The sequence below is a fragment of the Butyrivibrio sp. Su6 genome (genome assembly GCF_900108105.1).
In the GTDB taxonomy this organism is placed as follows: Bacteria; Bacillota; Clostridia; order Lachnospirales; family Lachnospiraceae; genus Butyrivibrio.
In genome coordinates, this window is the sequence record NZ_FNUR01000002.1 from 361,015 (window position 1) to 385,421 (window position 24,407).

General features: G+C 36.9%; 25 protein-coding genes. 22 read left to right on the plus strand and 3 right to left on the minus strand.

Features of this window, described 5'->3' with window-relative positions; translation table 11 throughout:
• Nucleotides 1–375, plus strand: coding sequence for an HAD family acid phosphatase (locus C4S54_RS03960; protein WP_242973735.1), 375 nt, complete (start codon nt 1–3; stop codon nt 373–375).
• Nucleotides 376–380: 5 nt separating this feature from the next.
• Here C4S54_RS03960 and C4S54_RS03965 read toward each other — a convergent pair whose 3' ends face one another.
• Entirely contained in the window at nt 381–1,352 is a 972-nt protein-coding gene (locus C4S54_RS03965; RefSeq protein ID WP_103868368.1) for a DUF6492 family protein, read from the minus strand.
• 112 nt (nt 1,353–1,464) lie between these two features.
• On the opposite strand from C4S54_RS03965, the gene C4S54_RS03970 reads away from it, so the two are divergent.
• From C4S54_RS03970 to C4S54_RS03995, 6 genes are read left to right on the plus strand one after another with little or no spacing between them, the layout of a single operon-like run.
• Nucleotides 1,465–2,574 (plus strand): glycosyltransferase family 4 protein, encoded by a 1,110-nt coding sequence (locus C4S54_RS03970; protein ID WP_103868369.1) that lies wholly within the window; start codon nt 1,465–1,467, stop codon nt 2,572–2,574.
• Entirely contained in the window at nt 2,546–3,169 is a 624-nt protein-coding gene (locus tag C4S54_RS03975) for a hypothetical protein (protein ID WP_103868370.1), read from the plus strand. Before C4S54_RS03970 ends, C4S54_RS03975 begins: the two co-directional genes overlap by 29 nt.
• Nucleotides 3,144–4,094, plus strand: coding sequence for a glycosyltransferase family 8 protein (locus tag C4S54_RS03980; RefSeq protein ID WP_103868371.1), 951 nt, complete (start codon nt 3,144–3,146; stop codon nt 4,092–4,094). The genes C4S54_RS03975 and C4S54_RS03980 overlap by 26 nt, the downstream gene beginning before the upstream one ends.
• A gap of 11 nt (nt 4,095–4,105) precedes the next feature.
• Nucleotides 4,106–4,945, plus strand: coding sequence for a glycosyltransferase family 2 protein (locus C4S54_RS03985; RefSeq protein ID WP_103868372.1), 840 nt, complete (start codon nt 4,106–4,108; stop codon nt 4,943–4,945).
• A 1-nt stretch (nt 4,946) separates the two neighbouring features.
• On the plus strand, nt 4,947–6,116 hold the full coding sequence (locus C4S54_RS03990; protein ID WP_103868373.1) for a CgeB family protein: 1,170 nt from the start codon (nt 4,947–4,949) through the stop codon (nt 6,114–6,116).
• A 2-nt stretch (nt 6,117–6,118) separates the two neighbouring features.
• Complete coding sequence (locus C4S54_RS03995; protein WP_103868374.1) at nt 6,119–7,282, plus strand: CgeB family protein; 1,164 nt, start codon at nt 6,119–6,121, stop codon at nt 7,280–7,282.
• A gap of 78 nt (nt 7,283–7,360) precedes the next feature.
• Here the strand turns inward: C4S54_RS03995 and C4S54_RS04000 are convergent, their stop codons facing one another.
• Nucleotides 7,361–8,308, minus strand: coding sequence for a hypothetical protein (locus C4S54_RS04000; RefSeq protein ID WP_103868375.1), 948 nt, complete (start codon nt 8,306–8,308; stop codon nt 7,361–7,363).
• Between the two features lie 140 nt (nt 8,309–8,448).
• Between C4S54_RS04000 and C4S54_RS04005 the strand changes: the two genes are divergently transcribed.
• Genes C4S54_RS04005 through C4S54_RS04050 form a run of 10 tightly spaced genes read left to right on the plus strand, consistent with a single transcriptional unit; the run spans nt 8,449 to nt 17,689 of the window.
• Nucleotides 8,449–9,621, plus strand: coding sequence for a hypothetical protein (locus C4S54_RS04005; RefSeq protein ID WP_103868376.1), 1,173 nt, complete (start codon nt 8,449–8,451; stop codon nt 9,619–9,621).
• 52 nt (nt 9,622–9,673) lie between these two features.
• Nucleotides 9,674–10,300, plus strand: a complete 627-nt coding sequence (locus C4S54_RS04010) for a hypothetical protein (protein ID WP_103868377.1) — start codon at nt 9,674–9,676, stop codon at nt 10,298–10,300.
• Entirely contained in the window at nt 10,290–10,952 is a 663-nt protein-coding gene (locus tag C4S54_RS04015; protein WP_103868378.1) for an HAD family hydrolase, read from the plus strand. Before C4S54_RS04010 ends, C4S54_RS04015 begins: the two co-directional genes overlap by 11 nt.
• Nucleotides 10,945–11,667, plus strand: a complete 723-nt coding sequence (locus C4S54_RS04020) for a glycosyltransferase family 2 protein (protein ID WP_103868379.1) — start codon at nt 10,945–10,947, stop codon at nt 11,665–11,667. The genes C4S54_RS04015 and C4S54_RS04020 overlap by 8 nt, the downstream gene beginning before the upstream one ends.
• Nucleotides 11,668–11,994 (plus strand): hypothetical protein, encoded by a 327-nt coding sequence (locus tag C4S54_RS04025; RefSeq protein ID WP_103868380.1) that lies wholly within the window; start codon nt 11,668–11,670, stop codon nt 11,992–11,994.
• Between the two features lie 3 nt (nt 11,995–11,997).
• Nucleotides 11,998–12,714, plus strand: a complete 717-nt coding sequence (locus tag C4S54_RS04030) for a glycosyltransferase family 2 protein (protein ID WP_103868381.1) — start codon at nt 11,998–12,000, stop codon at nt 12,712–12,714.
• 8 nt (nt 12,715–12,722) lie between these two features.
• Nucleotides 12,723–13,754 (plus strand): glycosyltransferase family 2 protein, encoded by a 1,032-nt coding sequence (locus C4S54_RS04035; RefSeq protein ID WP_242973736.1) that lies wholly within the window; start codon nt 12,723–12,725, stop codon nt 13,752–13,754.
• A 33-nt stretch (nt 13,755–13,787) separates the two neighbouring features.
• Entirely contained in the window at nt 13,788–14,936 is a 1,149-nt protein-coding gene (locus C4S54_RS04040; protein ID WP_103868382.1) for a CgeB family protein, read from the plus strand.
• Nucleotides 14,937–14,964: 28 nt separating this feature from the next.
• Entirely contained in the window at nt 14,965–16,965 is a 2,001-nt protein-coding gene (locus C4S54_RS04045; protein ID WP_103868383.1) for a LicD family protein, read from the plus strand.
• A gap of 37 nt (nt 16,966–17,002) precedes the next feature.
• Nucleotides 17,003–17,689, plus strand: a complete 687-nt coding sequence (locus C4S54_RS04050; protein ID WP_103868384.1) for a ribulose-phosphate 3-epimerase — start codon at nt 17,003–17,005, stop codon at nt 17,687–17,689.
• Between the two features lie 7 nt (nt 17,690–17,696).
• Here the strand turns inward: C4S54_RS04050 and C4S54_RS04055 are convergent, their stop codons facing one another.
• On the minus strand, nt 17,697–19,541 hold the full coding sequence (locus C4S54_RS04055) for a LicD family protein (RefSeq protein WP_160110674.1): 1,845 nt from the start codon (nt 19,539–19,541) through the stop codon (nt 17,697–17,699).
• Nucleotides 19,542–19,802: 261 nt separating this feature from the next.
• On the opposite strand from C4S54_RS04055, the gene C4S54_RS04060 reads away from it, so the two are divergent.
• From C4S54_RS04060 to C4S54_RS04080, 5 genes are all read left to right on the plus strand, one after another.
• Nucleotides 19,803–20,372, plus strand: coding sequence for a hypothetical protein (locus C4S54_RS04060; protein WP_103868386.1), 570 nt, complete (start codon nt 19,803–19,805; stop codon nt 20,370–20,372).
• Between the two features lie 442 nt (nt 20,373–20,814).
• Nucleotides 20,815–21,804, plus strand: coding sequence for a hypothetical protein (locus tag C4S54_RS04065; RefSeq protein ID WP_103868387.1), 990 nt, complete (start codon nt 20,815–20,817; stop codon nt 21,802–21,804).
• A 186-nt stretch (nt 21,805–21,990) separates the two neighbouring features.
• Nucleotides 21,991–22,176 carry a carbamoyltransferase N-terminal domain-containing protein gene (locus C4S54_RS04070; protein ID WP_242973737.1) on the plus strand — a complete coding sequence of 62 codons (186 nt, stop codon included), beginning with the start codon at nt 21,991–21,993 and terminating at the stop codon, nt 22,174–22,176.
• An 82-nt stretch (nt 22,177–22,258) separates the two neighbouring features.
• Nucleotides 22,259–23,269: a hypothetical protein gene (locus C4S54_RS04075; RefSeq protein WP_103868388.1), complete on the plus strand. Its 1,011-nt coding sequence runs from the start codon at nt 22,259–22,261 to the stop codon at nt 23,267–23,269.
• A gap of 31 nt (nt 23,270–23,300) precedes the next feature.
• Nucleotides 23,301–24,377, plus strand: a complete 1,077-nt coding sequence (locus C4S54_RS04080) for an FkbM family methyltransferase (protein WP_103868389.1) — start codon at nt 23,301–23,303, stop codon at nt 24,375–24,377.
• Nucleotides 24,378–24,407: the final 30 nt, after the last annotated feature.

Here is a 24,407-nt window from a genome sequence, read left to right on the forward strand (position 1 = left end):
ATGGAAAATATAGTTTTATCAGAGCTTGGACATACCTGGATATTGGATATCGATGGTACTATAGTGAAGCACAACGGCTACAAGATAGATGGAGAAGACACTTTTTTACCTGGGGCAAAGGAATTTCTAAATGGAATTCCCAAGGAGGATATGATCGTGTTCATTACATCCAGAACAGATGAATATCGTGAAAAAACAATAGAATTCCTGAAAAGGAATTCTATCAGATACGACAGTATCATATTTAATGCGCCCTATGGGGAGAGGATACTACTTAATGATGATAAGCCAAGCGGCCTGAAAATGGGCATGGTTCTTAATCTGAAAAGAGATTTATTTCCTGAAATAGATGTTACCATTGATGAAAAGCTGTAACTGTTTCAGATAGGAAAATAGCTGTCCCCTACTTTTATCTTGCCGTCATTGTACTCACCCATGGTGCCGCTTTCTAAGATGGCTTTATAGAACTGTTCCGGAGATAATTTTTCTCTGTAATGAGGATCTCTAAAGAGGCCCGCCAGCATATCTTCAGTTTCTTGGTATTTTTCAAAGGTCGCGGCGTGATAATCTTTAGAGAGCCACTTTATATCTTCAGGAGTGATATCAGAGATATCCACAAAGAAGTTGGCATTTCTGAAGGATTTCCACTTTCTGAGCATGTATGCAGATTGGTGACGCATTGCCACAAAGGTTCCAAAGGTTTCGAACTCGGAAAAACCAAGCTTTAGATTATCGGTTCCTACAGCTGACAGAATTTTTTCATAAAAGGCATTTCCTTCAAAACTTGTTTTCTCAATTTCATCGATCATTTCAAGCATATAATCTTTATTAAATAACATATGTTCAGATATGAAGGAGTCCTGAATTATCTTGGTATAACCAAAGAGTCTCTCAATGGTGACAAAATAGCTGGTATTGTATTCAGGTTTGATATCAAAGTATGGCTTGTCATTTTCTGCGAACATGTCTATTTTTTTTACAGGAATAGTATCTACATCCCAGGAAAGGTAGTAGTCTTCTTTGCAAACTGTGGCATATGCCATCTTAAGAAACTGCTGATAATACCAGTTTACTGTGGATATGGCCTTGGTAGTGGCAGCAGCTAATATTGGATCAAAAACTTCTTTTACCTTGGAGAAAGGTACCAGAGAGTTTTCGTTTATATAATCAATCTGAAGATCGGAATCGTCAGTTTCGTTAACTAATGGTTCCAGAGAAGATGGACCTATAAATACGATCTTGCTTACAGGGAGAAATTCAAACAGGTAATGGAGTGTATCTTTTGCCCTGTTAAAATCCTCCGGGATAGCAGGAATAATGCAAGGAAACATGGTATTATTTGGATTTGTCATACAGGTACCTCCGATATATGTATATTAGTCATTATAACAAAAATTAACGGTATATGGTGTATAATTAAGCATAACAACGAGTTTGAATACAGTTTTGGAAGATGGAGATGTAATGCATAGGATAACATCTATTGTGTGGGAACCAAGGCCTTGGTACAATGTGGAACTTGCCAAAGATATCGCACTTGTTCCGTACCTGCTTCACAAAAATCATGGATGTGAAGTTACTTTGGTGACCGGTCCTGGGGAAGAGTATACATATCTCAAATACCTTGAAGGTATAAATTTTGTAGTTCTTGAAGATAGTTCCATTGAATCTAAAAAAGAATACATACGAAAGAATATCGACGATATCGATCTGTTCATGTTCTACGGCGTTACAAGTCATGACCTTTTGATGTCTGAGTATCTAAGAGAAATTGGTGCAAAGTGCATGAAGACCTGTGCCCTTGACATGAATATTGAGTATGCAGACAGACTTGTGTTTTATAAAGATCCATTTTTTAGCTATTTTGACAATATGGACCTTATGTGGCAGTCCGATGCTACTATGACTAAGTTTTTGAATGAAAAATGGGACTGGAACATAGAGTGCGAGAGAAATGGTTATTATAACCTTGTAAAAGGCACAAGTGATGTGGAATATGTTCCGATAGAGGATAGAGATAACACCATATTGTATGTGGGAAGGATCATAGAGGAACAAAAAAGAGTAAAGACTCTTCTTGATGCTTTTGCGCTTGTATCTCATGAGCTTCCTGAATGGAAATTAAAGTTGATAGGTCCCATCGATCCTGAAATGTTTGAGTATCTGGATATGTTTATGGAATATCATTCGGAGATATCGGATCGCGTCATAATAGTTGATAATATAAGTGACAAAGAAGAGCTTCACAGAGAATATGAGAGAGCCAAGATATTTGCTTCCACCAGCGATATGGAAGGTGGAGTTCCAAATGCCATGACAGAAGCACTGTGTACAGGATGTGTTATGGCTATCACTCAGATAGAGTCTTATAAAGACTGCATTGGAGAAAACGAGGCAGGTCTTAGCGCTCCTATCGGTGATGCAGAGAACTTTTCTAAGATACTTCTTGAACTTTGCAAAGAACGGGACTTAAGCAAAATGTCAAAAGCCTCTTATAACAGGGGAAAAGAGCTGTTTAACCTTGAAAAGATTGCCGGGGATATATATGGGAAACTTTGTGCTGGAGGGTTTTAAATATCTTTATAAAAGTGAAGAGGGTGATGAAGTATTGCTGGATCTTGAGGACTGGTTCTCTAACAAGGGAAGGGTTCCTTTTCACGATTACTTTGATAATATCACGGTATCAACGCTGATTCTAAATAATCTTGATGCCCATTCTTCATTCTGCGGCTCAGATCAGATGATATCTCGGTATGACATTTGCTTTGGGATGCTAGATACAATGTTTATAAGAGAGCATACAAGGAGCAAGGACGCCAAGCATATTACCGAATATGGCGCATCCAACGATTATATACAAAAACATTTCCTGAATATTTTATCTGAGTTAAAGCCGGAATCAGAATATAGTAAGGGGTGTGATGAAAGAAAAAGCGACATGGTAGTTGTAAATGGTGTAGGAAAGTGTCCGGAGCCGGAAGCAGCTGTTCATAAGGCCTATGAAAACCTAAAGGATGGTGGACTTCTTTTGGCTATGTGCATTGGAGATACATCTCTCAGGCAGGAGATGGAGAGAGCGTTCCCAAATGAAAAGAAATATCTACTTGCGCCGGACTGCGCAATCTGGAAAGTGAGAAAAAAGGATGAACGTAATTACTGCACTGAATAAAAAGTATATTCCATATACTCTTGTAATGCTTACATCCCTTGGCATTAATTCAAAAGAGAAAGTTGATGCATATCTTCTACATAGTGAACTCACGGGGCAAGATGAAGAGTTTCTACAGGGAGCATTGGATGAATATGACGTAAATATTCATCTCGTTGCGGTAGATAGGAGTAAGTTCAGTGACAGGCTTCCAAGAAATGATCAGTGGAGCATTGAAACATATTTTAGACTAATGATGCTTGAAGTACTGCCCAAAAGTGTATCAAGAGCTCTTTATCTTGATGGAGATATGGTTATCAATAAAGCCTTAGATGACCTTTATAATATGGCCTTTGCCGGTAAAGAAATAATTGCCTGTGATGACAAGGGAGGTTTTAATCAAAAAGAGGGCTATGGTCCAAAGCACAACGAGATGTTTAGAGAAGCCTACAAGCATGGTTATAGATATTTCAATGCGGGGGTTATGCTTCTTAATCTGGAGCTAATGCGCGGGAGATATTCCTTTAAAACATATCTTGATGCCTTTGAAGCCTGGGATTATAAGATGGAAGCGCCCGATCAGGATATTCTTAATTGGGTACACTGGAAAAATGTCGGTTATGTCGATTTTGCATATTATGACCTTTTTGCAAGAGTTGCGCATACTTCAGGGATAACCTACGAAGAAGTAAAAAAAGATGTGGCAATAGTGCATTTCCCCGGTGCAAAACCATGGGAGAATGCCAATTATCATTATGATATTGAAAAATTGTGGTGGGATTATGCGAAGAAAACACCTCTTTATATGAGGCTTTTGGAGGAATTCGTTGAATCTGCCGTTACAGATGATTCCATAGAGCATTTTATGAGAAGCCTTGATGAGAAAAACAGGACTCAGGCTGATCTGCTTCAGCAGCTTATGGCAAAAGTTAAAGAGATCATGTAAAGGATTTGTATATGGTAACTGTTTTTACGCCTACATACAACAGGGCATATAGGCTGGAACAACTTTATAATTCCCTCAAGAGGCAGACTTCCAAAGATTTCGAATGGATTGTTATAAATGATGGAAGCACAGATAATACTGATGAGCTTTTTGAAATCTGGCTCAGAGAAGAAAATGATTTCTCTATTATTTACAGGAAAGTAGAAAATGGTGGAAAGCACAGAGGAATCAACAAGGCAGTTCAAATGGCTTCAAGCAACGCTTTTTTTATCGTTGATAGTGATGATTATATCCTGGATGATGCCATAGAGAAGGTTAACAGATGGTTTTCCCAGATTGCAGATGATGATTCTTTTGCAGCGGTCAGCGGACTTAAAAGCGAGCCGAATATGAAGCCTGTTGGCGGATATGGAAAGTTTGAAGGGGAATACGTGGATTGCACCAATCTCCAGAGACATCTGTATAACCTGCTAGATGATAAAGCTGAAGTTTACAAGACTAGCATTTTAAAAAAATATCCATTTCCTGAGTTTGAGGGCGAAAAGTTTGTTCCCGAGTCTCTGATCTGGGACAGTATTGCAAGAGATGGGTACAAGATCAGGTGGTTTAATGAGATCATTTATATATGCGAATATCTGCCTGATGGACTTTCAGCAAGTTCAGACAAGAAATTCATGGAAAGTCCAAGAGGTTTTATTGCTTATTTGAACATGCTGGAAACAGTCCATGATCCAAGGGAAGTGGATGTATTCAGGCTTCAGTTTTATCAGAATATTATCAATACCTATGGTACGGACAGACTTATCGAGATCATCAATATAGCTAATAAGATGAAGGAAGAACAAAAGTAATATGAATATCTTATTTTTGGACTGGAAGAGCATAGGAAACGAAGATCTGATACAGGCTGCAAAAAAGCTGGGGATATCGGTTACTTCCTATGGCTTTGACAATCATATAGATGATGATGACAAAGAATTCATGGAAAAGTTTAAAGAGGATATAGGGAATTTAAACTTTGATTTTGTCCTTTCTTTTAACTATTTCCCCGTTATTTCCAAGGTTTGCAATGAACTTGGTATCAAATATGCGGCATGGGTATATGACAATCCTGCTGTCAGGCTTTTTTCCTACACCCTGATAAATAAGTGCAATTATATTTTTGTATTTGATTCGCAGATGTACGAGTTGTTTGCCGGTCAGGGATTTAGAAATGTTTTTTATCTTCCTATGGCGGCGGCGGTAGAGAGATACGACTCCATTACTGTTACTGATGATATGGCAGGAAAATATGGCGGAGAAATTTCCTTTGTGGGACGGTTATATACTGAAGACCACACATATTATGACAGGCTGGAGGGCAGGATTTCAGAGTATACCAAGGGCTATTTGGATGGACTTATTAAGTCTCAAATGGAAATCCAAGGAGTTAACATTATTGAGAATTCCCTTACAGAGCGTGTCATAGCAGAGATGGAAAAGGTTCTGGAGATAAAGCCCGGATACGACAGCGTTGTAACCTATGAATACCTTTATGCCAATTACGTCATCAACAGAAAAATTACTGCACTTGAGAGAAGTGAGTTTATAAGAGAAATTGGAAAAAAATACCCTGTAAAGCTTTATACCGGGGATGGGACTTTTAGTGCAGAAGGCGTAGACAACAGGGGAGAAGCAGATTATTACCTTGAGATGCCCATTGTATTCAAAACTTCTGCCATTAACCTAAACATCTCATTAAGGAGCATTCAAAAGGGCATTCCGCTTAGAGCGATGGATATCATGGGGTGTGGTGGATTTCTTTTGTCTAACTATCAGGAGGACTATCTTAGATTCTTTGTTCCCGGCGAAGACTTTGTCTACTATGAGAGCAAAAGAGACCTTATGGAGAAGATAGAATATTACCTCGGTCATGAAGATGAAAGAAGAGATATAGCAAGGAGAGGCCACGACAAGATTTTGGCCGATCACACATATGAAGGGCGCCTGCAGGATATAATTGACATAGTGACTAAGGGGTGAATATGGGCACAGTCTATGGACTATTGTATTTAAATGAAATTAAATATGATGACATTGCATGGACTATGCTTAATTCCGGCAGGGACATAAAGGTTATCGACACGAAGATTTCTATTCACAGCAAGGCACATAACGATACCTGCAAGGTAAAAGAACTGCTGACAAAAGATAAGATTGATGTTGCCATAACCATGGATTTTTCACCGGCTGTCAGTGATGCCTGTGAAGACCTGGGAATTAAGTATGTTTCCTGGATATATGATATGCCCCAGCAGGAACTGTATGAGAAGCAGGTAGGAAATGGCTGTAACTATATCTTTTCCTTTGACAAGATTCAGGTGGAACAGGTAAAAAAAGCCGGAGGAAAGCATGTTTTTTACCAGCCTCTTGCTACAAATGTCTATAGAAATACAGGACTTGTAATAAATTCTGACGATGAGGCCAGGTTTTCCTGCGATGTTTCTTTTGTTGGAAGTCTTTATAGCGATAACAGCTATAAAGATGTCATGGAGAAAGCATCAGATAGTACAAGGAGAGAAATTGAAGCTATAGTAAATAGTTCTTTTGGTATATGGGATGGAAAGAACAGGATAAATGGTAGGCTTTCCGCGGAAGCTGTTTCAGAGCTGTGGAAGATATATGGCGGAAACGAGGCAGATGAATTTTTGATGGACAAGGATGAATATCTTGGAGCAAGATTATTTGCAAGATACATTTCTTTTTTGGAAAGAAGCTGCATACTAGAGTCGCTGTCCGATTATGATGTGAGACTTCATACAAATGATGCGTCGGTTGATGTTTCCGGAGTTAAGGTTGGAGGCAGACTTTCCTATGATGAAGAACTTCCAAGGATGTACTATCTCAGTAAGATAAATCTTAATATATCCCTTCATTCCATCTTATCAGGGGTACCCCTTAGGGTATTTGATATTATGGGAGTTGGCGGGTTTATGCTGAGTAGTTATCAGCCTGAAATAGAGGAGCTCTTTACTATCGGAAGGGATATAGAAGTATTCCATGATATAGATGAGCTTCATGATAAGGTCAGCTTTTACCTTTCTAACGAAAGAGCAAGGCTTCAGATAGCACTAAACGGCTATAAGCATGTAAGTGAGAAGTATAGCTACGATAAAGCCCTTGGAAGTATACTGGCAAAGATTGGATGATTCATATATAGAAAAGCTCATCTGAGATCATGCGGTTTTCTGGATTTTACTATCATGAAGGAATGCGACAGACGTTTTTTATGAATTTCTAAGTACTGAAATAAAGTTAAGAACGTCCTCATCAAACTTTGCTTTCTCTGAAGCAATAAAGCTCCTATAGTCAGCAAAGGCATTCTGATGTTGAAGGAAGTTGTCACAGATGTCATGCATCAGATCATTTATGTCATCCAGCTGGCTTGCAGGATCGTCAAACTTATATTTTTCAGGAATCGGCACATCCTCATGGAAGGCTGCTGATCCTTTTTTGTTTGTTATAACAACGCAGCCATCGGCAGCAGCTTCTCTGGGAATCCTGTCTTTGCCGGGATGATTTCCAAAATCAACATATAACTTGGAACTCTGCATTGTGAGTATCATATGTGGCAGATCCATTTTTACCAAAGGAATCCAATTAAGCCAGGAAGCTTTTTCTATAAGCGGTTTGATCTCGGTAAAGCCCTTGGCCGGGTTGTATAAAGCATTATTCATGCGGCCTTCAGCAGGATAGATGAATTTGCCGTGTTCTTCATTTATATAATCAGAAAGATAAATCCCATTTGCTTCAGGAAACATCTTTTTGACGTATTCTATAGAGTAACGAGACTGAAATAGGTGAAGGAAAACGTTGTCTTTTATAAAATCAACGTTGCACTCATTGGTGGATGTGATGTAATTATCAACACTCATCCACCAGAGGGCAATCTTGGCGCGCTTTATGTGCATCATACTAAAGGTGAGACCTTCAGGGAAAATAACAATGTTTCCTGCTCTGTCAATCTCATCAATATCTGAACGGCTTTCAGTGTTATAAACGAGATAAGGAGTGGGAGTTACGGCGTTTTCAATGATGTTATAAGGCTCTTCTAAATTGACATAGCACATGTAGGCCTTTACATTAGACAGCCTGTTTATGGCATTACACAGCTGATGAGCCAACTCAGGACCTCCACTTATTCTGTTTTGGGGTGAAATTATGTAGATTGTCATTCTCAACCTCCGTAAAGTCCCATGGGGATAAACTAATTATACTACGTTACGCTGTTTATTGGCATATAACTATGATAAAATATACTTAAATATACGTTATAACGATTGCAGAAGAGTGTGACAGGAGTTCTCAAATAAGTATGCAGGAGATAAAAATCGCAGTAATAGGCAATAAAAAGGGTATTGAGGATGTTTACAGAGCTATTAAATATCCTCAATTAGTTGATGCATCATATGTTTATGACGATTTTTTGGTGCTTACTGCGCCGAGGAATTTCCTAGATGGATACGAAATAATAATTGTTGCGTTCGAATTGGAATCTCTTAAAGGAAAAATATGGAATATTTTAAGCTGGAATTATGGCGATAGCGCTATGCTTATTGATTTTTACAGGCTTAGGGAAGATTATACGCCAATTATGAGAGCGGATATTGAGATGAAAAGACCTAATTTAGATTATTATATGGGGGTAATATTAGGTATTTCTCATGCTGAAGTTGGAATTATTTCAGGTAGACTCGGGAATGGGAAGTTTGCTAATCTGGCAGTTTCTGCGCAAGATATTTATTACAATTATAAAAGTTTAGAGTATTGCTATTTAAACTATCCGGATAAATTAGTAAATCTTCAAACTGCCATAATTGATATGTTTGATTATAGCTATTTTGACTATGATTGTTCATTTTCTGAAAGTATGATCAAATATCTTTCAAGTGGGGGTATTGATTTTGATGAACACAATTTTAATAAAAACAAACATTTAGAAAAATATAACTATTCGGAATTGGTAAAGTTAGTATATGACGGATGGCATAGTAGAGAAAGTGATGAAATAAAAAATGTTTGGGAAAAACTCTTTTATCTTAGTATTGATAAACTTTATGGCGATGATTTTTTTCCTATTCGTAACCAATTTTATAGATTTGAGGTGGTTTCTGACGATGATATTGAAAAGTTTAGGCTCGGTAGATATGTTAAAACGAAATTCGAGAATACATTAAACGATAATATAGAATATTTTGAAAAAACGCTTGAGTTATTATATGGGATTAATCCTGATATGAAGGTTTACTTGACTATTATCCCAAGATTTTCCGGAGTATGGGCTAAAGAGGAAGAAATGATTGAACTATGGAAGAATTATTTTTACTCAGTATTAGATAGGGCAAGAGAAAAATATGAGTTTAAATTATTGGACTATTCAAGAGATGACATTGCCCAAAATCGTGGATATTACTATGATAGTTCACATTTTAACTTTCTTGGAGCTTTGAAATTTACAGATATGTTAAATTCAGAAATAGATAAGTGAAAAAGCTTCTGAGTAGTTGTTGATAATAGTTTTCAAGAATAGGAGGTTCGTAATGCAGATACTTGCGCACCGGGGATTTTGGAAAACAGTAGAAGAGAAAAATACACTGGAAAGCTTCAGGCGTGCTTTTGAAAATGGCTATGGCATAGAGACTGACATCAGAGACTATGAAGAAAAGCTTGTCGTATCACATAATGTAGCCACCAAAGAGTGTTTTTCTTTTGATGAAGTTTTGAAGCTGTATTCAGAGATGAATATGAATACGCCGCTGGCTATTAATATTAAAGCAGATGGCATTCAGAATCTGCTAAGAGCAGATTTGGAAAAATATAATATTCAAAATTGCTTTGTCTTTGATATGTCTATTCCTGAGCAGGTAGTGTACCACAAGCAGGAGTTTAATGTTTTCACAAGGATGAGTGAGTATGAAAAAGAACCGGTTCTTTTGGAAAAGTCTCATGGTGTGTGGATGGACGAATGGGAAAATTCCTGGATCAGTGAGAAAGTAATCGATCAGATGAGGCAGCAGGGCAAGAAGGTTTCTATTATTTCACCGGAGATACATGGACGGGATAAGGCAAATATGTGGAAATTCCTAAAAAAATACGTAGATGATGCCGATGTAATGTTATGTACAGATACACCGGCGGAAGCGGAGGAATATTTCTATGGGAACTAAGATCAAAGCGATTCTTTTTGACATGGATGGCGTACTGATCGATGCCAAGGACTGGCATTATGAATCGCTAAATAAGGCACTGGGATTATTTGGGCTAGGCATAAGCAGATACGACCATCTTCACACATTTGACGGACTTCCGACAAAAGAGAAGCTAAAAATGTTGAGTGAACAGTACTATCTTCCTGAAGAACTACATCCTTTTTTAAATCAGCTTAAACAAAAATATACTATGGAAGAGACTGCACTTAAATGTCGGCCTATGTTTCATCACGAGTATGCATTATCTAGACTTCATGCTAAAGGATATAAAATTGCAGTTTGTTCCAACAGTGTGAGGGCTACGATAGAAAATATGATGCGCATGTCTAATTTGGAAAAATATATTGATCTTTATGTATCCAATGAAGATGTTGTAAAAGCAAAACCGGATCCAGAGATGTATAACGTGACAATTCGAAAGTTTGAATTAAAACCTGAAGAGTGTCTTGTGGTTGAGGATAACCCTAAAGGAGTTCAGGCAGGAAGAGATAGCGGAGCATATGTTTTGGCTGTGGAAACAGTGTATGACGTCAATTATGAAAATATCTCACAAATGATAAAAAAATGTGAAAATGGCGAGGTTCAAAGAAAGGAGGTCATAAATGAATAATATACTGATCCCCTCTATGGGTAAGTCATTGTTCTTTAAGGACTCTTTTTTTCCAAAGCCTATGATTGAAATAGAAGGTAAGACCATGCTTGAGCAGGTGGTTGAAAACTTTTTTAGACTTGAAGATAAGCATTTTGTATTCGTTTTTGATAAGAAAGATTGCGCTGAATTTCATTTAGATGATTCAGCCAGGATACTTACAGGAAATGATACAGATATAGTTATTCTTGGGGCACAGACAGCAGGAGCATTGTGCACTTGCCTAATGGCTATTCAGAGTATCAATAATAATGAACCTCTCATAATCACAAATTGTGACCAGACTATCGATGTGGATTATAACGATGTTCTGAAACACTTTAGTGAAAACGATGTTGATGCAGGCGTTATCACCTTTGACAGCATTCATCCAAGATGGAGTTATGCCAAGATCATAGACGGAGAAGTGGTGGAAGTGGCTGAAAAAAGACCATTATCAAAGCATGCTATAGCAGGATTCTATTATTTTAAGAAAGGAAGGGATTTTGTTGAGGCAGCAAAAAAAGTAATACTTAAGGATAACAATTATAACGGCAATTATTATATTTCAGCATCACTTAATGAAATAATCCTTGACGGAGGAAAAGTTGGCTTTTATGAGGTTGCAAGGGATCAGTATAATACCTTCTATTCTCCAGAAAAAATTAAGGAATATGAAGATAAAAGGAGATTCTAGATGAAGGTTGAAAAATTAGATGATATGACTAAGGGGTGGTTTATTGGGAATTTTGAACCTAGTCTCTATAAAACAAATGACGTAGAAGTTGCGGTTAAGAACTACAAAGCAGGAGATTATGAAGACAAACACTATCATAAGATTGCTACAGAGTTTACGCTTGTGACAAAAGGAAAAGTAAAAATGTTTGATACTGAGTTTTCAGAGGGTGACATCATCGTGGTTGAACCCGGTGATGCTACTGATTTTACTGCAATTACTGATGCTCAAAATGTGGTAGTTAAGATTCCCGGAGCTAACAACGATAAATACCTTACGGAGGGCTAAAATATGCTAAATATAGTGATTCCTATGGCTGGTAGAGGCAGCAGATTTGCAGATGCTGGTTATAAGGTTCCCAAACCTCTTATTGACGTTAATGGCAAGCCTATGATCGAGGTTGTTACAGACAATATAAGACCTACCTGTGACCATAGGTTTATCTATATTTGTCAGGCAGAGCATCTTGTAAAATATGATCTTGAAAAAGAACTAAAGCGAATGGCAGGGGACCCTGTGATCATAACTATAGATCACATCACGGAGGGGGCAGCTTGTACTGTTTTGTTGGCCGAAAAATATATAGATAACGATGATGAAATGATGATAGCAAACAGTGACCAGTATGTTGATACTGTAATTGATGAATATCTGGAGCATCTATATGACAACGATGGGCTGATCATGACTATGCCTGCTAATCATCCAAAATGGAGTTACATAAAATATGATGATAATGGATTTGTAACAGAGGTAAGAGAGAAAGAAGTGATTTCAAATGAAGCTACTGTGGGAATTTATAATTATAAGCACGGTAGGGACTTTGTTAAGTATGCTCATCAAATGATAGATAAAAATATCAGAGTAAACAATGAGTTTTATGTGGCTCCTGTTTATAACGAAATGATTGCAGATGGTAAAAAAATAGTGTATTGCAACGTGGGGCAGAAGATGCATGGACTTGGAACGCCAGAGGATCTGAATTTGTTTTTGTCATTAAAAAGATGAGGAATAGCATGGACTCTAAAGCTGGACAAATGAAAAAAGTAAGCATAATCGTACCTGCATATAATTCCGGTAAAACTCTTACCAGATGCCTTACAAGCCTTGTAAATCAGACACTTCAAGATATAGAAATAATCATAATAAATGACGCTTCAAGCGATAATACCTGGGAGATAATGCGAAGCTGTAAAGAGCAGTTTCCTGATAAAGTAGTCATAATTGATGGAAAAATTAATAGAGGAAGCGGAGGAGCAAGAAATCAGGGCTTTGATGTAGCTACAGGAGAATATATTGGACTTGTTGATAGTGATGATTATGTTGCGTCAACTATGTATGAACTTTTGTACAATAAAGCCAAAGAAGGCGGATATGACATTGTTGATACAGGTTTTTATAGTGAATCCAAAGATACAGCAACGTTGTACACAGGAGATAACCTGACTGGTTATCTTGATGATGATAAGAGAAAAGCACTTATTGCCTGTGGCGGGTACCTGGTTACTAAAATATTTAAAAGAGAATTATGGGAAGAGCCTCAGATTAGAATGAGAGAAAATATAAGGTGCCTGGAAGATACAGAGATTCTTATTTATATGTTTATGCGCGCAGGTAGTATTGGAAATGTTAAAGAAGTTCTTTATAACTATTGCGATATAGAAGGATCTGCCACTAAAACGCTGGATCTGAACACATATTTTGATTCTATTTATGGAGCAATTAGGGCTACATATGATCGATGTCATGAGCTGCCTTCATATGAAGAATGCAAGAAGATAATAGAGTATGCAATGACTAGAATGTATTCTTTTGGAGTTAACAGGTGTATACATGATCAGATTGTAAGGTATGGAGCAAGCACAGAAAAAATAAGCAAATACTTTGATGATTGCGGCAAGAATGAGGAAGGCTTGCTTAAGAAGTTATCAGTCCTTAAAAACGAAGTTATTACAATCCCATACGATCAAAATGAAGAGGTAAAAAACAGAATTGCTGAGTTGGATGTCGGAATTATAAAAGAATGCGATAAAAGATTTGCGAAATGAAATGGAACAGGAAAAAGGGTGAATAAGTAATAGATGAATATACTTCTTTATGATTTTCTAAATTCCTATATTCAATATGATCTTGTGTATTTTTTGCAGAAGGCAGGACATAAGTGCAACAGCATTCCTTATGCGCAGGAGGTCGATAAATATAATGATGATGTTTTCATGAGCAGGATGGAAAAAGATCTATCTGAGAGCAATTATGATCTTGTTTTTACAACAAATTTTTGGCCGGTAGTTTCTAAAGTTTGTAAGAAGCATGATATCAGGTACATTTCATGGTTTTTTGATAGTCCTCCCAATCTACCCACTGCAGAATGTATGGACTATGAATGCAACAAAATTTTTTTCTTTGCGAGAGCAGATTATGAGAGATACAAAAAATTAGGACTTGATAATATCTACTATCTTCCACTTGCAGTTAATATCAAGAGGCTGGATGCTATAGAAACTGACTATGGCAGATATGGGTGCGATGTTTCTTTTGTCGGAAGGCTGTATGAATCAATGCTGCCACAATTAATGGCACATATGGATGAATATCAAAAAGGATATATTGACGGAGCTATCAAAGCACAACTTCAGCTGTATGGCGCATATATCATTGATGATGTTATTTCAGAAGAGTTTACAGAAAAAGTAAGACAACGTTATAGAAGCCTGTCAGAAAATGCAATTCAGGTAAACCAAAAGGAACTATGCTGGGCTGTGGCTGCTTACTTGACGCATCTTGAAAGAATGACTCTTCTTAGTTTTTTGTCCAAAGATCACCAACTTAAGCTTTATACTCATGAGCTTTCAGATAATGAAAGAGAACTACTTGCAAATGTAGAATTTGAAGGACCGGTAGACTATTTGAAAGAAATGCCACAAGTATTTAAAGCAAGTAAAGTTAATCTTTGTCCTGTTCTTAAGGCTAATCGGTCAGGAATTCCATTAAGGGCTCTGGATATTATGGGCTGCGGAGGATTTCTTTTATCCAGCTTTCAACCTGAAATATATGAGTATTTCAGTGATGGAGAAGAGTGCATCTTATATGAATCATTGGAGGATGCAGTTGCCAAAACTGAATTCTACTTGCGAAACGACGATTTAAGAAGAAAAATTGCTGCGGCCGGGCAAGAAAAGATAGAGAAAAACTTTAGATATGAAGATAGAATTGCTGAACTTTTAAGCTAAACAAAACTATACATGAGCTGATAGTCAAATGGAGAGAATAGAAAGATTTTCAATTGAAAATATTGATTTTTCATCAGATTTTTTTTATGACGAAGTCCGAGAAGGATTCTTTGTCACAACAATGATGAAGCGCTATTGGGCAGTACAACTTAAAGTGCTTTCTCATATTGCGCGAATTTGTAATGAACATAATATCAAGTGGTATGCAGATTATGGAACTTTGATTGGGACAGTAAGACATGAAGGTTATATTCCATGGGATGATGATCTTGATATATGTATGTTAAGACCGGATTGGCTTAGATTTTTTGAGATTGCTGAAAAAGAGCTTCCAGAAGAGTATGAGATTCTTACTATTGGCACTCAAAAAGGATATAGTGAGATTACCGGAAGAGTAGTTAATAGCCATGCAATAGATTATAGTCAGGAGCATATGAGAGAGTATTATGGCTGTCCATATGTTGCAGGAGTAGATATTTTTCCATTGGATGGAGTATATGATGATCCTATAAAGGAAGCTGATAGGATACAGCGTGTCAGGGATGTGTCGGCTGAAATGTCGTTACTAAAGTCCACCGGTGAAATAAATTCTGATAAATATTGGTCTCTTTTAATGAAAATTGAAGCATTATATAGTGAGCGTTCTTGTTATGATGCTGAGAACGTTGCGTTCATGCCTTTCTTTGTATCAGATGGAAGTCATAAATATTCGAAGGAAATATATGATAGTATTGTCAGGCTACCTTTTGAAAATACATTTATGAACGTTATGGCGAGATATGACGAGAAATTGCTTGCTGATTATGGAGACTATATGCGTATTATTAAGGGCGGTGGGCTTCATGATTATCCGGTATATTCCGGTCAGCAGGAAATTTTGAAAAATAGTATTGGTCATAATCCGTTTTGTTATACATTGAACTATCATGAGTTGTTATCATCGGTACAACGCTATGCATTAAAACTTGTGTCACCTGAAACTGTGCTCAAAAGAAAGATTGTAGCTCTTTTACCGGTAAGAACTGCTTGGTGGAATACTATGAAACCGCTTTGGGAATTCTATTCTTCGAATTCTGAGGAGTATGAAGTCCATGTGCTTCCAATATTTTATTTCGATTGTGATTTTGATGGCAATATTGGTCAAAAGCATGATGATCATAATAAGTTTGCACAAAATGTACCTGTTGAAGATTGCGAGAAGTTCGATTTTGTTGGAATTCACCCCGATATAATTGTGACTCAGGTTCCTTTTGATGGATATAATACCAGCTTTTCTGTTCATGAGTTTTTTTATTCATCCAATCTTAAAGAATATACTGATGAACTGATTTATGTGCCTTGCTATGATATTGAGGACCCGTCAGAAAAGGAAGAGAAGGCTGAAAGTGCGATCACCACGCTGGTGGAACAGCCGGCAGTTATATGTGCGGATAGGGTGGTATTACAGTCTGATAAACAAAAAGAGATTTATTTTAACAGACTTATAGAGCTTACAGGTGAAAATACTCGAAATTACTGGGAACATAAGATCATTACCATAAGAGAGTATTGTGGTGATAAAGAGCTATCTGATGAATCTGCGAGTAAAGAGAATAGTGTAGACATATTTGAAAACATTTCAGATGCTGCTGATAGCGAGTGGGAAAAAATTGTAGAAATTGCTAAAGGAAGAAAAATCATAATTTACTACATTTCTATTAGTATGCTTCTTAAGGGGAAGGAAAAGTCAATTAAGAAGATAAAGAAATCGCTTGATAGTTTTGCCGAGGAACAGAAAAAAATAATTGCAGTTGTTGTTCCTCAGGAGGCAATTATTTCCCAATTAGAAGATATTAATAGCGAATTATGGTCTGAGTTCAGTGAACTTATGACAAGCTTAGATAGTTACCACAATTGCTTCTATGACCCAAAGGGTACTTCTATTGGGTATATGGATAATTGGGATGCTTTCTACGGAGATCCGGGATATATTCCGAAGGAGTGTGCTAGGAAAGGAATCCCAGTAATGATACAGAATGTGGATTGCTGATCATTTTGTGCGAACTATTATGAATGAGGGTGTGATAATGAAGAATGATTTTTTGCTTACTGCTTCAATGATGTGTGCGGATTTCGGAAACCTTGAAAGGGAAGTTCGTGATCTTGAGGCAGCAGGAATTGATTCTTTTCATATTGATATAATGGATGGTCGTTATGTGAACAATTTCGCCATGTCTCTGTATGATATGGAGTGTATTGCGAGGCTGACCAAAAAACCTCTGGATGTGCACCTTATGATAGAACATCCCAGGAACAGTATAAGCATTTTTCTAAATGAGCTCAGACCCGGGGATACTGTGTATATTCATCCTGAAGCTGAGTATCATCCGTCAGCAACAATCCAGAAGATTATAGATGCCGGGATGCATCCCGGGATAGCTATAAATCCCGGAACCAGTGTTGAAACAATAAAAGAACTTTTGAGAATTGTGGACAGCGTGCTTGTAATGGCTGTAAATCCGGGGAATGCCAGCCAGATGTTTTTGCCCTTTGTAGGTGAAAAGATAGAACAACTAATCAAACTTAGAGATAAAATGGGCTTCAAACTCTTTTGGGATGGAGCCTGCGGAGCAGATAAGATAAAAAAATATGCGCCCCATGGAGTTGATGGGTTTGTGTTGGGGACAACAGTTCTTTTTGAACAAAAAAGAACTTACAAAGAAACTATTGATGCTATAAGGAAGCTGGATTTTGATTATTTACAGCATAAGTGAAGCTATATTAAACACTATAGTTCGAGATCATCACTGGCTTTTTGTGCTCTGCAAATACCGGAACCAGAGGCGATGCGCTTCCATAGTAAGCATCAAAACTCATGGCAATTTCATCCAAGTCTGTGAGGTCATAGGCTATGTAGTCGCAGATAAGACCTTCCTGAGCAGCAATATCTAACAGCAGCTGCGCGCAGCTATCGTCCGAAGGGTATGAACAGATTGTAACGGCGATTTTATCTGAAGTATTCTTGAAAATATTTATACGTTCTTTTAGAGCATCGGTGATGATATCCTGATGCTCTTTTATTTCATACGGACAGATGCAGAATAGTATTCTTTTGACTGATGAGAGGTCACTTTTGATATCGCTGTCATAAAGTCCAGATTTTACAATCAGCTTACTTTCCCAGTAATTTTCGTTTTTGCTGTTTGAGAAATTAACAAGGTTAGCCAGGTACTGCTTTTTAATATTTTCAGACTGAAGCCAGATTTCATCAGCATAGAAAAGGGCTGGCATATTCACATAGAATTTCATATTGATCTGGTCATTTCGGTCAGTCTCAGTAAATTCACAGGTTTTTGATATTGGGATGTAAACAATTTTGTGAGTATATTGCTGCAAATTCTGTGAATAGAAATAATCAGGCACTGTAAGGCATGGGTTCTGATCATCGTAAGGATTTTGAATGTATATGAAATCAGGGCATAGTTTATCTAAATCTATGTCCAGCCAGTTGTAAAGTGGAAGGTCAGATGGATACTCAGAAAGCCTCGTTGCTGCGATTATCTCTTCATCCGACATTTTAATTCTTCCAAAGTAGTCTTTGAATAAAAGAGGAATAGGTACAACAAATACATCTGTATCGTGAGATGCAGATTCTTTTTCATATGCCTTCTGGAACCCTGCCCATTCTCTTGGGCCGATTGGCAGGAAAAGAGCTGTTCTTTTACTGGGTTGATTTTTTGTATGAAATGGAGCTCTTTTTAACAGATCATCTGAATATATAAAAGCAGGGAGTTTTTCAGAAGTCTCTTCTTCAAAGGACTGCCTTTGGTTGTCAAAAGCTGGGTATGAATGAGCATACCAGACTTTATGAATCTCAAGATAGTTGCCATAGCGCATTGAAAGAAGCTGATTATAGTGAACCGGTACCGGGATTGTTGTGTCTTCAAATGGAAGGCGTACAGCTTCTCCATAGTATTCTTTTGGCTCACCGGTATTTCCTTTAAGCCCCCATGGGAAAATTTGGCAAATTCTGTCGGATTCGCTTTCGGGAACCCGGGACATTGCATCTTCAGCTTTTTTATAAAGTGCTCTGGCAGAAGATACGTTACCTAAGTTTATTTCTTTTTCAGCGACAGCTAGGATGCGAAGTATTTCATCACAGCGCTTTTTCTCGTCTTCGGGATTTTTATACAGATAATCTTTTAGAAATATGTCTACGCCAATGAGCCAGGGCATATTGTAGTGGCGGTTTAGATAATCCTCATTAAACCCATATTTCGAACTGTTCACAACTCTTGCCAAAAAGAGCCAGTGATTCTCCTGCCTCTCATAATCATGGATGACAAATTCAGGCGGAAGCTCAGCGTCAGCCACTTCCCGGAACCTGATGTAGTCATCTCTTTTCATGCATATATCAAGATCATCATCCCATGGAATGAATCCGCCGTGACGCACTGCACCAAGAAGTGTTCCCCAGTCAGCATAGTAGGTTATATTGTGGGAAGTGCAGATACGGTCTATTTCTGCAAGCACATCAAGAGCACAGGCCCACGCCTGCTTGATGGCCGTGGGAATGTAGAATCCGTTTCTTACTTCGTCTCTGAAAAAGTCTATGCAATGATTCATAGTCGCTAATCTCCTATGAAATAATTGTAACATTGTTATCGTAATTAAGTTAATACTTTGTGGTCTAAGAATAACTATACATAATTCTATAGTTCTGTCCATGAACGGATTTCTTTCAGCAAGTATATTAAATGGAGGAAACTGGATGGACGAGAAAAAGGAAATTGTCTATCAAAACAAGGACATAAGTATCTGGGTTACGTTGCTAGACTAGCTAAAACTTTGTATAATGAACTCAAATATTACCCTAGAATGCGAGTATTGATTATTTATACTGCTGATGTGAAAAGAACTCAGACAAAGCCTGATTTAAGCCTTGGTGATTTTACAATGCATATTGAAGAGGCATTTTTGTCTGAAATAGATGCAGAAGAACTTTGGGTGAGAATATCAGAAAATGTCAGAAGATTTGAAAAACTTGAAGACAAGGATCTGATGCAGCTTATAATATATCCGCTCACTTTTATAGAAAGAGAAGAAAAGCAGATCGCGATCCAAAGAGCAATTGAACTTGTAGATGAGATAAGAAATGAGAATCAGAGAATATTTGCATTAAAAGGTTTGCTTGTATTTTGTGATAAGGTGATTCTTATGGAAGATGCTGATAAGATAAGGAGAATGCTGATGTTGACTAAGGTAGAGCAGATAATAGAAAAAGAGAAACAGGATGCTATTGCTGAAAACACTAAAAAGGTAACAACAAGTGTAACGGCAAGTGTAACAGATGGTATTGCAAAAAATCTTCTTAGGAGTGGCAGTAGCCCGGAGTATGTAGCACAAAACACGGGATTGTCAATTGATTATATAATGAAGCTTAATCTTACTGAATAATTGATATAAGGCAGATATAAAAAGAAATGTGAATGTTTTGAGAAGTATGTACACCTGATAGGTATAAAGTTTTACTAGAGCTTGTAGCCGATGCACATTTAAATGTGTATCGGCTTTTTTAACGCCCAAACGAATCTAAATGATTGATTGAGTGCATAAAGAGCGATAAAATAAAATATATATATACAGAATTTAGATAAAAGAAGTGCGAAGTAGTGGTGAACCTTGACAAGTTCATACTTTACATCTGGGTGGGGATATGCTATTGTATCAAAGCAATCTTACATGCATAGTGTTCGTGGCAATTCGCCAGACTATTCCCATGATTGACTTTTGAACTAACGATGATTTCTTTTTATGGTCTTTTTGTGTCTTGGAAGTCTTCTTATATCTTACCTATGTGTGTTGGATATTGTAATTACATACATAAAGGAGAAAAGAATTGAAAGAAAATGACAAAAAGAATAATCCAGCCTATTCTGAAACTGCATACGATGATGCATTCAGAACCATGGAGGGACGCTGTAATGATTTATTAATACCATTTGTAAACTATATGTTTGATGAAGAATATGATAAATCGGCAGTGGTAAAAAGACTACGAAACGAACATTATATTGAACATGAGGATGGCTCAGAAGAGAAAAGAGTAACAGATTCTTTTTTTGATATAACTTGCAATAATATCACAAAAAGATATCATCTGGAATGTGAAAGTAAAAAATATGATGGAATAATACTTGTAAGAGTATTTGAATATGGAACTCAGATTGCTATCGATAACGGAGAAAAGAGTTTATATAAAGCAAGATTTACTTTTCCTGAATCAGGCGTGTTACTTTTGCGAGCAGGAAATGAAGTTGCTGATAAGGCTACAATTGAAATAGCATTGCCCAATAATAAGGAAGTATCATATGACATACCATTAATAAAAGTGTCGGATTATAGCATTGATGAGATTTTTAGTAAGAAGCTATATATGTTGATTCCTTTTTATATTTTTAACTTTGAGAGAAAACTTCCGGAAATTAATTGCAATGAAGCTCAAATTGACGACTTACTTGGAATTTATGAAAAGATTTTTCTGAGATTGAAGCAAGAGCAAGAAGTCAGCAACTTGTCAGCACTTTCCTATGATGCTATCATAAGGTTGACATATAGAGTTGCGTACAAACTAACGATGAAACAGGACAATGTTCAGAAGAAAGTGGGTGACGTTATGGGTGGGAAAGTATTAGATCTACCGTGCTTCAGAGCATATGATCAAGGATTAGAAGAAGGTATAGAACAAGGCATAGATGCCTTTATCGAAGATAAGTTGGAAGATGGTATTTCTACTGATATAATAAAAAGCAAACTGTGTAAGAGATTTGAAATCTCAGAAGAAAAAGCAAATGAGTATATAAATAAAGTGCTCAGTAAAACAGAATAATAATGATAATAACTCCCAATGTAAGGTGTGAAATCTTATGTTGGGAGTTTTTTATTTGTTATTAAGATATCCCAGAGTATCCGTGAAGGAAATGAATATGGACTCATAAAAAATCTTTGTGACCAGATCATCAATGCCTCCTTATGAGGAGCATATAGAAACTATAAAAAAGAAAGTCGTCTATTAATGTATATACTTGGCGTCTCTTGTTTATACCATGATTCTGCAGCATGTCTTATTCAGGATGGAATAATTATTGCAGCAGCACAGGAAGAAAGATTTACAAGAACAAAGCATGATTTCCATATACCAGAGAATGCTATGAAGTATTGTTTGAAAGAGGCTGGGATACAGTCCAGACTGGAATTTTGAACGCGGTATTGATGTGGCTATAGAATGGTATAAAAGTGAATTATTGAAATAATGCACATATTTTTGATGAGGAAGAAGATTAATGAACAAAGGGCATATAGGTCATAGCAGTACGATTTTTAATAATTCAATTTATTTTACGATGCGTGATGTTAATATCATAGGTCGTATAGATATAAAAACAGGTATAACCAATTATTTAATCGGCCCGGATGAAGAGTCAGCATATAAAACTGATTTATATGGTGGTATATGTGTTACTGAAAATGAAGTGATTTTGTGTCCATATAATGCAAATCATCTTTGGATATATACAAGGACAGATCATAATTGGACAAAGTATGATATTCCCTGGCATGGGATGGGAGACCATGCATATCAATTTACAGGTGCATTTCTAAAAGATAATAAGGTTTTTATGATGGGAGATCATGCGCTTGATATATATGTTTTTGATTTGCAATTAAGAGAAGGCAAATATATTTTGAAAGAAAAAAAACAACTATGGGGAGGAAGCTACGCACTTTGGGATAATAAGCTGGCTGTTGGAATATCATATACTAATAATTATTTATTATTGGACTTGGAAACATATGAGCAGAAAACAGAAAGTATTTCCGATATAGGTAGGATAGCTGGCATCCAGTATGACGATGGAAAATTATGGTTTGTACCGCGTAATTGCGAAAATGGACGTATTGTTGTTACAGATTTATCTGGGAATATAATCAATTCTTATGTGTTGAATAATGGCGGGGAAGTGCTAGGAGGTTTGAAAACTGGGAATGCAATGTATGTATATGGTGTAGCAATGCCAACATACAAATTGAATGTCGATACAGCTTTAGTAAGTCGCATAGATAGTAAGTTTTTTATGACATCAGGAAATGATAATAACTCTAAACTTGCGACAACATTTGATGGTATGATTTTGGCTTTTGGTCGGGATACCCATAAGTTTGAAATTAAGATTGATAACAATGTGATGGATGAATATATTGGCTTGTGCAAGCAGTACAACGGTAATGATTATGCGATTATGCATGAAGATGGTTTTATGGATTTGAACTATTTTATAAAGCTGCTTAACTAAGATATTAGTTAATGAAAAAAGAGAAGAGACTATGAAAAAATTTTTGAAGGACACATGGGAAGATTTTGCTTTAGAGGCATCAAAAAGAAAGGTGTATTTGTTTGGATTCAACAGTGCTGTAAAGATTTTGAGACAAATGAGACCTTTCGGAAATGTATGGAATATAGCCTGTATTTTGGATAATGACCATGATAAACAACGTTCTATACAATTATTTAACAGGCAATATGAAGTATGCAGTCCAGAGGAATCCGCTTTAAGAATACGAGAAGATGGAGTTGTTTTAATATGTGGAACATATACTTATGAGATGGCAACTCAGCTAGAAAGTTTGGGGATTTCTAACTATTATTCTGAATTCTGGATGAATCGTCCACTCGAACTGAAAGAAGATATTATCTCGCAGAAACTTGATAAAAACAAATTAAAAGAAGTAAAAATGCATCTGAGTGATATGGATTCTGTGAACATTTTGGATTCTGTCATTAGGAAAAGAGAAGATGGAGAAATTGATTATACAGACATTATGAACAGAGGGAAGAGTGAGTATTTTATTGACGAGTACTGGAAGCCTTTTGCAGACGGTGTGTACATAGATGGCGGAGCTTATGATGGGGACACTATTGAAGAGATAGCATTTTGGACAAGAAATGATTTTAAGAGAATCTATTCGTTCGAACCGCAGGTTGATAAGGCAAGACAAATAAGGGACAAGGTATTGTGGAGATATGGAGATAAAATTAAGTTTTATGATATGGGATTATGGTCTTGCAATACTACTCTGCATTTCACAGATGGAAATGATTCCGTTTCAGGGAAGGTGACCGATTATGGTGCGAGCATATCTACATGTTTCATTGATGAGGTAGTTAACGAAAAAGTTTCTTTCATTAAGATGGACATAGAAGGAAGTGAAGTGGAGGCGCTTAAGGGTGCCAGGCAAACTATATGCAGAGATAAGCCTTGCATGGCAATATGCATATATCACAAGCCCTCACATTTATGGGAAATACCTATGATGGTACATGAAATGGTTCCGGAGTATAAGTTGCATATCAGGCACTACGGGGCGTCGATGTATGGCACAATTTTATATGCTGTTATTTGAAATAGGGAATATATATGCGTTGTATTGGAG